Raw genomic sequence first — 12,670 nt, forward strand, 5'->3', positions numbered from 1 at the left:
TCGCGGCGGGTGTCATGCGCACGCACGCTAACCCGCGTCCTGGGTCGCACGGAATGGAGTAGACCGCGGTTCGCCTCTTCCGTCGTACATACCGACTGGTTAGTCTGGCGCTGCAACAGGGAGTCAGCAGTGCCCGAGCCGTGTCGGAGGAGACCGATGGTGGAAGCCGTGCAGGATGCCGGAGTCGTCGTCACCGGAGCAGGAGGCGGCATCGGGGCCGCGCTGGCCCGCCGCTTCGCCGCCGAGGGCGCCCGGGTCGTCGTCAACGACCTCGACGCCGACCGGGCCAGGGCCGTGGCCGACGAGATCGGCGGGATCGCGGTCCCCGGCGACGCCTCGGCGATCGTCACCGAGGCGCGCGAGGCGCTGGGCGGCACGGTCGACGTGTACTGCGCCAACGCGGGCGTCGGCTCCGGAGGCACGGAGGCGGCCGAGGAGGCCGTCTGGGCGCTCGCCTGGGACGTCAACGTGATGGCCCACGTCCGCGCGGCCCACGAACTGGTCCCGGACTGGCTGGAGCGCGGCAGCGGCCGCTTCGTCTCCACCGTCTCGGCCGCCGGACTGCTCACCATGATCGGCGCCGCCCCCTACAGCGTCACCAAGCACGGCGCCTACGCCTTCGCCGAGTGGCTGTCCCTGACGTACCGCCACCGCGGGATCAAGGTCCACGCCATCTGCCCGCAGGGCGTGCGCACCGACATGCTCACCGCGAGCGGCAGCGCCGGCGAACTGGTGCTCCAGCCCACCGCGATCGAGCCGCAGGACGTGGCCGACGCCCTGTTCAAGGGCATCGAGGAGGACCGCTTCCTGATCCTGCCGCACCCGGAGGTCGCCGAGTACTACCAGGCCCGCGCCGCCGAACCCGACCGCTGGCTGCACGGCATGAACCGGCTCCAGCGACAGTGGGAGGAGGGGAACGCCCGGTGACCGGCTCCCCCTACGCCGCCAAGCCCTGGCTCGACCTGCTGACCGACGCCCAGAAGGCACCGCTCGACCCCGACGCCTCCCTGGTGCACGCCCTGCGCCGGGTCGCCGCCCAGACACCCGACCGCGCCTTCCTCGCCTACTTCGACGGCCGCCTCACCTACCGCGAGGTGGACCGGCTGAGCGACTCCGTCGCCGGGCACCTCGCCGCGCGCGGCCTGGAGCGCGGCGACCGGGTGGCGGTCGTGCTGCAGAACTCCCCGCACTTCGTGCTCGCCGTCCTGGGCGCCTGGAAGGCCGGCGCGGTCGTGGTGCCGGTCAACCCGATGTACAAGTCGGGGGAGGTCGGCCATGTCCTGCGGGACGCCGAGCCGGCCGCGCTGGTCTGCTCCGACCGGGCCTGGGAGTCGTACCTGCGCGAGACGGCGGCCGGCTCGCCGGTGCGGATCGTGCTCACGGGGTGTGAGTTGGACTTCCAGACCCGCGGGGACGCGCGCGTGCTGACCTTCGAGCGGCTGCCGGACGCCTCCGACGCCGACGACCTCACGGCGGCGGCCCGTGCCGGCCACCCGGCACCCGAGGGACGCGACCCGGCCCCGGAGGACACCGCGCTCATCAGCTACACCTCGGGCACCAGCGGCACACCGAAGGGCGCCACCAACACCCACCGCAACATCATGTACAACGCGGAACGCCAGCGCACCGGGCTCGGCCTGCCCGAGGCGCCGGTCTACTTCGCGCTGGCGCCGCTGTTCCACATCACCGGCATGGTCTGCGAGTTCGGCGCCTGCCTGAACAGCGCGGGCACGCTCGTCCTGGCGTACCGCTTCGAGGCGGGTGTCGTGCTGGACGCGTTCGCCGAGCACCGGCCGCACTACACGGTCGGCCCGTCCACGGCCTTCATGGCGCTGGCCGCCCACCCGTCCGTCACCCGCGAGCACTTCGCGTCCTTCGCGAACATCTCCTCGGGCGGTGCCCCGCTGCCGCCGGCCCTGGTGGAGAAGTTCCGCGCGGGATTCGGGCCGTACATCCGCAACGGCTACGGGCTGACCGAGTGCACCGCGCCGTGTGCCTCGGTCCCGCCGCACCTGGAGGCCCCGGTGGACCCCGGCTCCGGGACCCTCGCGGTCGGCGTGCCGGGCCCCGAGACCGTCGTCCGCGTCGTCGACGAGCTGGGCGCCGAGGTGCCCCTCGGGGAGCAGGGCGAGATCGTCGTCAGCGGGCCGCAGGTCATCCCCGGCTACTGGCGGCGCCCCGACGCCACCGCCGAGACCTTCCCCGGCGGCGAGCTGCGCACCGGCGACATCGGCTTCATGGACGCCCAGGGGTGGCTCTACGTCGTCGACCGCAAGAAGGACATGATCAACGCCTCCGGGTTCAAGGTCTGGCCGCGCGAGGTCGAGGACGTGCTCTACACCCATCCGGCGGTGCGCGAGGCCGCCGTCGTCGGCGTGCCCGACGGGTACCGGGGAGAGACGGTCAAGGCGTACATCAGCCTCCGTCCGGGCGCCGACACGGCCCCGGACGCACTCGCCGCCTACTGCGAGGAGAGACTGGCCGCCTACAAATACCCGCGTCAGGTGGAGATCCTGCCCGACCTGCCGAAGACGGCGAGTGGGAAGATCCTCCGTCGGGAACTGCGTTCCCGTAGGCACGACGACGGACAGTGAAGACGGACAGTTGAACGGAAAGGCAGGTGACGGCAGTGCCCAGGACCACGGACGGGGACGGCACTCCGGTGCCGCAGCGGCTCCTGGCCGCCGCCACCCGGCTCTTCGCGGAGCAGGGCTACGACCGCACCTCGGTACAGGAGATCGTGGAGGCGGCGGGCGTCACCAAGGGAGCCCTGTACCACTACTTCGGCTCCAAGGACGACCTCCTGCACGAGGTGTACGCGCGCGTGCTGCGCCTCCAGCAGGAGCGGCTCGACGCCTTCGCGGACTCCGACGAGCCGGTCGAGAAGCGGGTGCGGGACGCGGCGGCCGACGTCGTCGTCACCACCATCGACAACCTCGACGACGCGTCGATCTTCTTCCGCTCCATGCACCAGCTGAGCCCCGAGAAGAACAAGCAGGTGCGGGCCGAGCGGCGGCGCTACCACGAGCGCTTCCGCGCGCTCATCGAGGAGGGCCAGCGGTCCGGGGTCTTCACCAAGGAGACCCCGGCCGACCTGGTGGTGGACTACCACTTCGGTTCCGTCCACCACCTGTCCACCTGGTACCGCCCCGACGGCCCGCTGGGCCCGCAGGAGGTCGCCGATCACCTCGCCGACCTGCTGCTGCGGGCACTGCGGCCGTGAGGTGACGGCCCCCGGGGGTTCCGGGGGCGTCTCCTCGCCCGGTCGGCCTCGCTCAGAGGTACTTCTTGATCTCCCGGCGGGCCAGCGAGCGCTGGTGCACCTCGTCCGGCCCGTCGGCGATCATCAGCGTCCTGGCGCCCGCGTACAGCTCGGCCAGCGGGAAGTCCTGGCTCACGCCGCCCGCGCCGTGCAACTGGATGGCCCGGTCGATGATGTCGACCACCGCGCGGGGCGTGGCGATCTTGATGGCCTGGATCTCGGTGTGCGCGCCCCGGTTGCCGACGGTGTCCATCAGCCAGGCGGTCTTCAGCACCAGCAGCCGCAACTGCTCGACGGTGACCCGGGCGTCGGCGATCCAGTTGTGGACCACGCCCTGCTGGGCCAGCGCCTTGCCGAACGCCTCGCGGGACACCGCGCGGCGGCACATCAGCTCGATCGCCCGCTCGGCCATCCCGATGAGCCGCATGCAGTGGTGGATGCGGCCGGGGCCGAGGCGGGCCTGGGCGATGGCGAAGCCGCCGCCCTCCTCACCGATCAGGTTGGACACCGGCACGCGCGCGTGGTCGAAGGTCACCTCGGCGTGGCCGCCGTGGTAGTGGTCCTCGTAGCCGAAGACCTGCATGGCCCGGTCGACCGTCACTCCGGGCGTGTCGCGCGGGACCAGGATCATGGACTGCTGGCGGCGGATGTCCGCGCCGTCCGGGTCGGTCTTGCCCATCACGATGAAGATCTGGCAGTCCGGGTTCATCGCGCCGGAGATGTACCACTTGCGGCCCGTGATGACGTACTCTCCCCCACTCTCGGCTCCGCTCGAGCGGGAGGTGCCCCCCTCGTCTCGCTCGATGCGCGTGGTGATGTTCGTGGCGTCCGAGGAGGCCACGTCCGGCTCGGTCATCGCGAACGCGGAACGGATCTCACCGGCCAGCAGGGGCTGGAGCCACTGCTTCTTCTGCGCCTCGTCGGCGAACTGGGCCAGCACCTCCATGTTCCCGGTGTCCGGGGCCGCGCAGTTCGTCGCCGTGGGCGCCAGCTGCGGGCTGCGGCCGGTGATCTCGGCGAGCGGGGCGTACTGGAGGTTGGTGAGGCCCGCGCCGTGCTCGGCGTCGGGGAGGAAGAGGTTCCACAGGCCCTGGCGGCGGGCCTCGGCCTTCAGGTCCTCCACGACCTGCGGGGTGTCCCAGGGGGAGGCGAGGCGGGCGCGCTGCTCGTGGGCGGTCCGCTCGGCGGGGTGGACGTACTCGTCCATGAAGGCGAGGAGCCTGGCGCGGAGTTCCTCGGTGCGTGCGTCGTACGCGAAGTCCATGGCGGGTCAGCCCTTCTGAAGGGTGGTCAGGCCGTGCTCGATGAATGCGGGGACGAGGTCGCCGATGCGGTCGAAGCCGGGGCCGACGGTGCGGCCCAGCGTGTAGCGGTAGTGGATGCCCTCCAGGATCACGGCGAGCTTGAACCACGCGAACGCCGTGTACCAGGCGACGGCCCGCACGTCGCGGCCCGAGCGGTCGGCGTACCGCTGGACCAGCTCGGCGGGGGCGGGGTGGCCGGGGGCCTGGGCCGTGGTGGAGACGGGGGAGTCGGGCATGCCGAGCGGGCTGCTGTACATCACCAGCAGGCCGAGGTCGGTGAGCGGGTCGCCGAGGGTCGACATCTCCCAGTCGAGGATCGCGTTGATCTCGTCGTTCTCGCCGCCGATCAGGACGTTGTCCAGGCGGTAGTCGCCGTGGACGACGGTCGGGGCGGGGGAGCGGGGGAGTTCCCGGCCGAGCGTGGCGTGCAGTTCGTCGATGCCGGGGAGGTCGCGGTTGCGGGAGGCGTCGAGCTGCTTGGCCCAGCGGCGGAGCTGGCGGTCCAGGAACCCCTCCGGTCGGCCGAAGTCCCCGAGGCCGACCTCGGCGGGGTCCACCGCGTGCAGCTCGACGAGGGTGTCGACGAGGTTCAGCACGGCGGCGCGGGTGCGCTCGGGGCCGAGCGGGGTGAGCTGGTCGGCGGTGCGGTACGGGGTGCCCTCGACGAACTCCATCACGTAGAAGGGCGCCCCGATGACGTCCTCGTCCTCGCAGAGGAGCAGGGGGCGGGGTACCGGTACGTTCGTGGGGTGCAGGGCGCTGATGACGCGGTGCTCGCGCTTCATGTCGTGCGCGGTGGCGAGGACGTGGCCGAGTGGCGGGCGTCGCACGACCCAGCGGGCGGTGCCGTCCGTGACGGCGTAGGTGAGGTTCGAGCGCCCGCCCTCGATCAGCCGGCCGGACAGCGGACCGGTCACCAGGCCGGGCCGCTCGCGGTCGAGCAGCTCGCGCAACCGGTCGAGATCGAGTCCGGGCGGGTGGTCGGGGGTCATCGTCGCTCCCTGCGGCAGGTGAACAGTACCCGACTCATGATGCCGACCGGTCGGTATGCCGTCCAGTGGGCGGGCGGAACGTGATCGGTGCCACGGGTGCGACTGCGGGTGCCTCAGAGGACGAGCAGGGCGCCGCAGACGGCGATGGCGACCGTGCACAGGGCTGCGGCCGTGGCGTGCGGCGGGGTGAGGGCTCGGGGGCGGTACGTCGAGGCGAGGGTGGTGATGCGGCCGTGGGCGATGCGGAGGAAGGCCAGCCAGAGGGCGCAGCACAGGGTGGCGGCGAGGACGGACGGGGGTGTCGCGCCGCCGTGCAGTGCGGTCTTCGCGGCGAGTACGGCGACGACGGTGCCGGAGAGGGTGGTGCGGCGCCAGGCCAGCCGGGTGCGCTCGGGCTGGAGCCCGGGGTCGCGGTCCGTGCTCACCGCTCAGCCCTCCCAGCCGACGAGGACCACGAGGACCATCGCCACGGCGACGACCGCGACGACCAGGCTGAGCAGGGCCGGGAAGCGGGAGGCGGGGAGGTCCTCGCCGCGGCGCATGGCGCGTTCGCAGCGCACCCAGTGGTTCACGGCGCGCAGCGAGCACAGCACGCCGGCGGCGAGCAGTGCGAGCGCGAGGCCGACGCGCCAGCCCCAGCGGAGGTCGGGCAGGAACTGGTCCACCGCGAAACCGCCGCCGATCAGCGCCATGGCGGTGCGCAGCCAGGCCAGAAAGGTGCGCTCGTTCGCGAGCGAGAAGCGGTAGTCGGGCGTACGGCCCTCTCCCTTGACCTCCTCGGGCGCGAACCAGAGCCGGGCGTTCCGCACGAATTCGATCACCTGAGTGACCCTATCCGGCGCGATGCCTGCCGGGTGCCGGTCAAGGTGCCTCCGGCTCGCCCCCGTGCCCCCGCCAAGCCCGCAGCCGCGCATACGCCGACAACCCGTCCGGTACCCACTCCCACTCCCCGAGTCGTCCTTTCAGCTCAGACTCCGGCAGGAACCCGTGCCAGGCCACCTCCTCCACCTGCGGAGTGACCGGGCCCTCGCAGCGCACCTCGTAGACCGCCGACCACCAGGTCCGGCCGGCGCCGTCGTCATACAGGAACTTGAAGAGGAACTCCGGGCGCGGCAGCCCGGTGACCCCCAGTTCCTCCTCCGCCTCCCGCAGCGCCGCGTCGTCGTAGGACTCACCCGCGCCCACCACCCCGCCGACGAACATGTCGTACAGGGAGGGGAACACCAGCTTCGTCGCCGTGCGGCGGTGGACGAAGACCCGGCCCTCGGCGTCCCTGGCCCACACGAACACGCAGCGGTGGCGCAGCCCCCGTGCGTACGCGTCGCCCCGCCGGGCCTCTCCGGTGACGTGGTCGTTCTCGTCGACGATGTCGAGGATCTCGTCAGCAGCGCTCATGCCCACCATCCAACCAGCGGCCGGTCAGCGCCGCTGCAGGGCCCGTTCGCGCCCGCTCTCGCCCGTGCCCTGCGGCATCGCCGGGTGCAGGCCCAGCAATACGATGCCGGCCACCACCGACGCGAGGCCCGCCGCCTCCCACGCCAGCGCCGCGGTGTCGGTGCGCAGGCGGTCGCCGAGGAAACCGACCCCGCAGGCGATGCCCGCGAGCGGCTGGGCGGCCGTCAGTGCGGGCAGCGACCTGCGCAGCGGCGCCGTCTCGAAGGCGCTCTGGACCAGGACCAGGCCGGTGACGCCGAGGATCACGACCGTGTACGGCTGCCAGCCGGTCAGAAGTTCCGAGAGGCCGCCGGCTGAGAAGCGGCGCCCGCTGACCCGCGTCAGCGCGTCCTGCACCCCGTAGAGCAGCCCGGCGGCCAAGGCCAGCAGGGTCGGGCCCCAGGTCAGCCGGAAGCGCCCGGCGCACGCCGTGAGCAGCACGGCCACGCCCAGCATCACGCCGATGATCAGCCAGTGCCGCAGCGGGTCGCTCACCGCGCTGCCGCCGCGCGGCTCGCCCGCCAGGATGAACGCCGTCACCCCGCCCGCGAGCAGCGTCAGGCCGGCCCACCCCTGCGGGCCCAACGGCTGCCGGGTCTGGATGCGGGACAGGGCGAGGGCGAAGAGGAGGTTGGTCGCCAGGAGGGGTTCGACGAGGGTGAGTTCGCCGCCGCCCAGCGCGATCGCGCCCAGCACCATGCCGGCCACCATCAGCCCCATGCCTGCCAGCCAGAGAGGCACCCGTACCAGGTCGAGCAGCAGGCGGGGCGAGAGGAAGTCGCCCAGCGGAGCGCGCTGCGCGGCGTTCTGCTGGAGGACGAAACCGAAGCCCAGGCAGCACGCGGCGCTCACGGCGAGAACCAGAACCAGAACCGACACGCTGCGTACCTCGATCGTCAGTCGGGTCACGGGTGCGTCGAGGCCGACTCTAGTGTCGGCGGCAGCCGGTCGCCGGGCGAGTGCGGCATTCGGGGTGGGAGCCGGTCAAGTTGTGTCGCCGGCAGATGAGTTGACGCGTGTAACGAACGGAATCCTCTTGACGTCAAGCCTTGGCGGCCGGTTTGCTGTGCGTGATCAGTTCATGGCAATCCGGCTACGACGACCCCCCGCGTCGCGTGAGGAAGTTTCCCGCGGTGTCCCCACCCCCGCCTCCCCTCGGCCGCGGCCGCGGCCGCAGACGTGCGGCCCAGGCGTTCGACGAGGCCCTCGACGACGCCGAACTCGTCGCCGCCCGCGCGGCGTTGGCCCAGGGGCGCTGGCAGTCCGCCCGGTCCCTGCTGGTCCACACGGGTGATGACTGGGACCGCCGGGGGCATCGGGTGGCCGTACTCGCCAAGGAGCCCTACTGCGCCCCCTGGGCCCGCGAGTGGCTGCTCGCCGAACCCGACTCCGCCGACGCGACGGTGCTGCTCGCCCTCGCCCTGGTCCACCGCGCCCTGCGGGGGAAGGACAAGCCCGCCCGGGCCCGGGAGGCCTGCCGGGAGGCCGCCGCGCTCGTGCCCGGCGACCCCACGCCCTGGCTCGGGCTCCTCATGCTGGAGCGCTCGCTGGGCGCCGAGGAGGACGTCGTCCGGGTCTTCGACGAGGTGCGCGTGCGGTACGCCGACCACCACCACGCCCACCACCTGATGGTGGCCCGGCTCGCCGAGCGAGGCCGCGACGACGGTCCCGACCCGCTGCACGAGGTGTACGACTTCGCCAACTGGGCCGCCGAGCAGGCCCCCGCCGACTCTCCCCTGGCCATCCTCCCGGTCGTCGCGCACGCCGAGCGCTACCGCGTGCTCGCCGTCGCCGGGCACGAGCCCACCGACCCGAACGCCGCCGGCCACTGGGTGGGGCGCCGCGCCCGGCTGGTGATGAAGGCGGCCTTCGACTGGTGGCTCGAGTGGGAGCAGGACGGCCATCCACGTCGGCTGATCGACCTCAACTTCCTCGCCCACGCCAAGTGCTGCGAGGGCCGGGGCGCCGAGGCCGCAGCCCTGTTCCACCGCATCGGCGAGCACGTCACGCCCGCCCCCTGGTCGTATCCCGACCGCGACCCGTTACCCGCCTTCCGCGCGGCCCGCGCGAGCGCGCTCGGTACGGCCTGACCATCCCCCCCGCAGACGAGAGAAGGATGTCCCCCGATGACCACGGGCAGTTCGAGCACGAGCAGAACCGCGAACGGTGGCGCCATCAGCACCTTCAAGGGCGAGGAGCGCGCGCTGCGCGCCGACCGGCTGGGCACGGGCGGGCTGCTGCTGTCCGTGCTCGCCGCCACGGCCCCGCTGATGGTGGTCGCGGGCGTCATGCCCACCACCTTCGCGGTGATGGGCATCGTGGGACAGCCGCTGCTCTTCGTGCTGCTCGGCGTGGTGCTGATCCTCTTCAGCGTCGGCTACGCCGAGATGAGCCGGCACGTCCACAACGCGGGAGCCTTCTACGCGTACATCTCCCGCGGCCTCGGCGGCACCGCCGGCGCGGGTGCCGCCCTGGTCGCGCTGGTCGCCTACAACGCGCTCCAGGTCGGCATCTACGGCATCTTCGGCTTCGAGGTCTCCGGGCTCCTGGCCACCTACGCCGACCTGGACGTCGCCTGGTGGATCCCGGCGCTGCTGGCCGTGTTCGCGGTCGGCACGCTGGGCTGGCTGAAGATCGACGTCAACGCGCGCGTCCTGGGCGTACTGCTGCTCATCGAAGTGGTCCTGGTGGTCGTCTTCGACATCGCCGCCGTCGCCGACCCGGGAGCGGAGGGGCTCTCGCTGCACGCCTTCAACCCGGACACCCTGACCGGCGCCGGGGTCGGCACCGCCCTGTGCTTCTGCATCGCCGCCTTCCTCGGCTTCGAGCAGGCGCCCGTGTACGCCGAGGAGACCAGCCGGCCGCACGTGCTGGTACCGCGTGTCATGTTCCTGGCGGTGGGTGGCGTCGCCGTCTTCTTCGCGCTCAGCAGCTGGGCGCTGACCGTGGCCACCGGGCCGGACAAGATCGTCGGCACCGCGCAGGAGCAGAGCGCCGGGCTGCTCTTCTTCCTGACCGAGTCGCGGCTCGGCTCCACCTTCACCGACGTGCTGCACGTGCTCTTCGTGACCGGCATGTTCGCCGCCCTGCTCAGTTTCCACAACGTCGTCGCCCGGTACGCCTTCGCCATGGGCCGCGAAGGGCTGCTGCCCGCCGCCTTCGGGCGGACCAGCGGCTCCAGCGGCGCCCCGGGCACCGGCTCGCTGCTCCAGACCGCCGTGTCCGTGGTCGTCGTGGCCGGGTTCGCCATCGCCGACGACAAGCCGAACGGCGACCCCACCCAGCCCGTGCTGCACCTGTTCACCTGGGGCGGCAACATCGGTGCCCTCGGCGTGATCCTGCTGATGGCCACCGCCTCGTTCTCCGTGGTGGCCTTCTTCGTACGCCGCGGAGCCGCCGGCGCCCAGGGCGTGCGGCTGGCCACCTCCGCCGTCGCGGGCGTCGCCCTGCTGGTGATCGCCGGTTACACGGTCAAGGACTTCGACGTCCTCGTCGGCGCCGGTCCCGACTCCGCCCTGAGCTGGGTGCTGCCCGGCATCATCGGCCTCGCGGCCGTCGCCGGCGTGCTGCAGGGACTGCTGCTGCGCTCCCGGGCACCCGAGCGGCACGCCCGCATCGGGCAGGGCAACGAGGCGTTCCAGCTGGACAAGGCGGCGTCCTCCTGACCGGAGGGTCCTCCTGACCGGGGGGTCCTCCTGACCGGGGGAAGGAGGGTGTAGGAGACGTGCGGGTCCCGGGGCCTCAGAGCGCCGGGGCCGGGCCGAAGTCCAGCAGCACCTTGCAGGACCGGCTCCGGTCCGCCGCCAGCTCGAACGCCGACTCCGCGTCGCGCACCGGGACCACCGCGCCGACCAGCGCGTCGAACGCGGGCTCGGCGGCGAGCAGGTCCAGCGCCGCGTCGAACTCGCCGTCGAAGCGGAAGGCCCCGCGCAGTTCGATCTCCCGGCTCACCACCAGGTTGCCCGCGAAGGGGCTCCGGCCCGGCGGCAGCATGCCGAGCTGGACGACCACCCCGCCGCGCCGGACCAGCCGCAGACCGGCGTCCAGACCCGCGGCCACCCCGGACGCCTCGATCGCCGTGTCCACCTCGACCGGCCACCCGGTGTCGTCCGGGTCGTCGGCCGGTACGAGCACGTCGGCGCCGGCGGCCCGCGCGTACTCCAGGGCCGCCGGCAGCAGGTCCGTCACCGTCACGCGGGCCGCGCCCGCCGCCTTGGCCGCCGCGACCACCAGGCAGCCGATGGGCCCGGCACCGGTGACCAGGACGTGCCGGCCCGTCAGGTCCCCGGCCCGGCGTACGGCGTGCAGGGCGACGGAGAGAGGTTCGGCGAGGGCCGCGCGGCGCGGGTCGAGACCGGCGGGCAGCGGCCGCAACTGGCCGGCCGGGACGACGATCCGGGCCGCGAAGCCGCCCTGCACGTGCGGGAAGCGGGCCGCGCTGCCCAGGTAGCGGGTGTCCCGGCAGACGTTGCGCCGCCCGTCCACGCACTCCGGGCATGCCCCGCACGGGGTCGCCGGGTGCACGGCGACGGGCGTACCGGCGGCGGGGCCCGGCGCGCCGGGGGTGCCGTACGCCACCACCGTCCCGACCACCTCGTGCCCGAGCAGCATCGGCTCCCGCAGGCGGAAGTCGCCGACCCCGCCGTGCCGCCAATAGTGCAGGTCCGATCCGCACACGCCGCCGTAGCGCACGGCGACCAGCGCCTCGCCCGGGCCGGGACGGGGGACCGGCATCTCCTCGATCCGCAGGTCTCCTGCGCCGTGGATCACGCAGCCCAGCATGGAAGCCTCCCCGGCGTTCACAGCACGCTCGTCATGCCGCCGTCGACGTACAGCACCTGTCCGCCGACGAAGTCCGCGGCGGGCGAGGCGAGGAACAGCAGCCCGCCCACCAGGTCCTCCGTGGTGCCCCAGCGCCCGGCAGGCGTGCGCCCGCGCACCCAGGCGCTGAACTCCTCGTCCTCGACCAGGGGCCGGGTCAGCTCGGTCTCGATGTAGCCGGGACCGAGCCCGTTGACCTGGACGCCGCGCGGGCCCCAGTCGGCGCACATGCCCTTGGTGAGCATCTTCAGCGCGCCCTTGGTGGCCGCGTAGGGCGCGATGCCCGGACGGACCACCTCGCTCTGCAGCGAGCAGATGTTGACGATCTTTCCGTGGCCGCGTTCCGTCATCCGGCGCGCGGCCTCCCGGCCCACCAGGAAGGCGCTGGTGAGGTTGGTGTCCAGGATGCGCTGCCAGTCGGCGTCCGCGAACTCAAGGAGCGGCGCCCGCAGTTGGATGCCCGCGTTGTTGACCAGGATGTCGAGCGGGCCCACCCGCTCCTCGACCTCCGCGATCCCGGCGGCCACGGACGGGCCGTCGGTCACGTCGAAGGCGGCCGTGTGCACGTCGCCCGGGAGGCCGGCGGCCGCCTCGGTGAGGCGTTCGCCGTCGCGTCCGTTGAGGACCACGCGGCAGCCGGCCTGCGCGAGGCCCCGGGCCAGGGCCAGCCCGATGCCCCGGCTGGAGCCGGTCACCAGGGCCGTGCGCCCGTCGATGTCGAAGAGGGGGTGAGCCGTCATCGTCGTACTCCTGTTTCTGACTGGCCGGTGTCCCGTGCGCCTAAATGACCAGTGACAACAGAAGGACAAGGGCTCCGGGGGCCAGCGCCAAGTTGGGATACCTGTCGGACGAGGCGG

Annotated in this window: 13 protein-coding genes; 5 read left to right on the plus strand and 8 right to left on the minus strand. The window is 72.9% G+C overall.

The window, feature by feature from the left end; translation table 11 throughout:
* Positions 1 to 156 precede the first annotated feature (156 nt).
* Genes ACFWR9_RS33840 through ACFWR9_RS33850 form a run of 3 tightly spaced genes read left to right on the plus strand, consistent with a single transcriptional unit; the run spans position 157 to position 3,223 of the window.
* Positions 157 to 927 carry an SDR family oxidoreductase gene (locus ACFWR9_RS33840; protein WP_383848960.1) on the plus strand — a complete coding sequence of 257 codons (771 nt, stop codon included), beginning with the start codon at positions 157 to 159 and terminating at the stop codon, positions 925 to 927.
* The gene (locus ACFWR9_RS33845; RefSeq protein ID WP_383848961.1) at positions 924 to 2,594 is read left to right on the plus strand and encodes a class I adenylate-forming enzyme family protein; all 1,671 of its coding nucleotides are present in this window, start codon (positions 924 to 926) and stop codon (positions 2,592 to 2,594) included. The genes ACFWR9_RS33840 and ACFWR9_RS33845 overlap by 4 nt, the downstream gene beginning before the upstream one ends.
* Before the next feature lie 35 nt (positions 2,595 to 2,629).
* Positions 2,630 to 3,223 (plus strand): TetR/AcrR family transcriptional regulator, encoded by a 594-nt coding sequence (locus ACFWR9_RS33850; RefSeq protein WP_383848964.1) that lies wholly within the window; start codon positions 2,630 to 2,632, stop codon positions 3,221 to 3,223.
* A gap of 52 nt (positions 3,224 to 3,275) precedes the next feature.
* On the opposite strand, the gene ACFWR9_RS33855 is transcribed toward ACFWR9_RS33850, so the two are convergent.
* From ACFWR9_RS33855 to ACFWR9_RS33880, 6 genes are all read right to left on the minus strand, one after another.
* Positions 3,276 to 4,526, minus strand: a complete 1,251-nt coding sequence (locus ACFWR9_RS33855; RefSeq protein ID WP_383848967.1) for an acyl-CoA dehydrogenase family protein — start codon at positions 4,524 to 4,526, stop codon at positions 3,276 to 3,278.
* Positions 4,527 to 4,532: 6 nt separating this feature from the next.
* Positions 4,533 to 5,558 carry a phosphotransferase family protein gene (locus tag ACFWR9_RS33860; RefSeq protein ID WP_383848969.1) on the minus strand — a complete coding sequence of 342 codons (1,026 nt, stop codon included), beginning with the start codon at positions 5,556 to 5,558 and terminating at the stop codon, positions 4,533 to 4,535.
* Positions 5,559 to 5,671: 113 nt separating this feature from the next.
* On the minus strand, positions 5,672 to 5,983 hold the full coding sequence (locus ACFWR9_RS33865; protein ID WP_383848972.1) for a DUF202 domain-containing protein: 312 nt from the start codon (positions 5,981 to 5,983) through the stop codon (positions 5,672 to 5,674).
* Positions 5,984 to 5,986: 3 nt separating this feature from the next.
* Positions 5,987 to 6,379, minus strand: coding sequence for a YidH family protein (locus tag ACFWR9_RS33870; protein ID WP_383848974.1), 393 nt, complete (start codon positions 6,377 to 6,379; stop codon positions 5,987 to 5,989).
* 40 nt (positions 6,380 to 6,419) lie between these two features.
* Positions 6,420 to 6,953, minus strand: a complete 534-nt coding sequence (locus ACFWR9_RS33875) for an NUDIX hydrolase (protein ID WP_383848977.1) — start codon at positions 6,951 to 6,953, stop codon at positions 6,420 to 6,422.
* Positions 6,954 to 6,977: 24 nt separating this feature from the next.
* Positions 6,978 to 7,871, minus strand: a complete 894-nt coding sequence (locus ACFWR9_RS33880) for a DMT family transporter (protein WP_383848979.1) — start codon at positions 7,869 to 7,871, stop codon at positions 6,978 to 6,980.
* A gap of 254 nt (positions 7,872 to 8,125) precedes the next feature.
* Between ACFWR9_RS33880 and ACFWR9_RS33885 the strand changes: the two genes are divergently transcribed.
* Together ACFWR9_RS33885 and ACFWR9_RS33890 are read left to right on the plus strand one after the other, a co-directional pair.
* Positions 8,126 to 9,082, plus strand: a complete 957-nt coding sequence (locus ACFWR9_RS33885; protein ID WP_383848981.1) for a hypothetical protein — start codon at positions 8,126 to 8,128, stop codon at positions 9,080 to 9,082.
* Between the two features lie 36 nt (positions 9,083 to 9,118).
* Positions 9,119 to 10,657: an APC family permease gene (locus ACFWR9_RS33890; RefSeq protein WP_383848983.1), complete on the plus strand. Its 1,539-nt coding sequence runs from the start codon at positions 9,119 to 9,121 to the stop codon at positions 10,655 to 10,657.
* Between the two features lie 76 nt (positions 10,658 to 10,733).
* Here the strand turns inward: ACFWR9_RS33890 and ACFWR9_RS33895 are convergent, their stop codons facing one another.
* Together ACFWR9_RS33895 and ACFWR9_RS33900 are read right to left on the minus strand one after the other, a co-directional pair.
* Positions 10,734 to 11,774: an L-idonate 5-dehydrogenase gene (locus ACFWR9_RS33895; RefSeq protein WP_383848986.1), complete on the minus strand. Its 1,041-nt coding sequence runs from the start codon at positions 11,772 to 11,774 to the stop codon at positions 10,734 to 10,736.
* Positions 11,775 to 11,791: 17 nt separating this feature from the next.
* The gene (locus ACFWR9_RS33900) at positions 11,792 to 12,553 is read right to left on the minus strand and encodes an SDR family oxidoreductase (protein WP_383848988.1); all 762 of its coding nucleotides are present in this window, start codon (positions 12,551 to 12,553) and stop codon (positions 11,792 to 11,794) included.
* Positions 12,554 to 12,670: the final 117 nt, after the last annotated feature.

This window comes from Streptomyces sp. NPDC058534, assembly GCF_042717365.1.
Taxonomy (GTDB): Bacteria; Actinomycetota; Actinomycetes; order Streptomycetales; family Streptomycetaceae; genus Streptomyces.

Coding starts and splice junctions, on each gene's coding strand:
- ACFWR9_RS33855 (WP_383848967.1), bottom strand. CDS start 4,526: ATGGACTTCGCGTACGACGCACGCACCGAGGAACTCCGCGCCAGGCTC.
- ACFWR9_RS33875 (WP_383848977.1), bottom strand. CDS start 6,953: ATGAGCGCTGCTGACGAGATCCTCGACATCGTCGACGAGAACGACCAC.
- ACFWR9_RS33890 (WP_383848983.1), top strand. CDS start 9,119: ATGACCACGGGCAGTTCGAGCACGAGCAGAACCGCGAACGGTGGCGCC.
- ACFWR9_RS33840 (WP_383848960.1), top strand. CDS start 157: ATGGTGGAAGCCGTGCAGGATGCCGGAGTCGTCGTCACCGGAGCAGGA.
- ACFWR9_RS33895 (WP_383848986.1), bottom strand. CDS start 11,774: ATGCTGGGCTGCGTGATCCACGGCGCAGGAGACCTGCGGATCGAGGAG.
- ACFWR9_RS33900 (WP_383848988.1), bottom strand. CDS start 12,553: ATGACGGCTCACCCCCTCTTCGACATCGACGGGCGCACGGCCCTGGTG.
- ACFWR9_RS33860 (WP_383848969.1), bottom strand. CDS start 5,558: ATGACCCCCGACCACCCGCCCGGACTCGATCTCGACCGGTTGCGCGAG.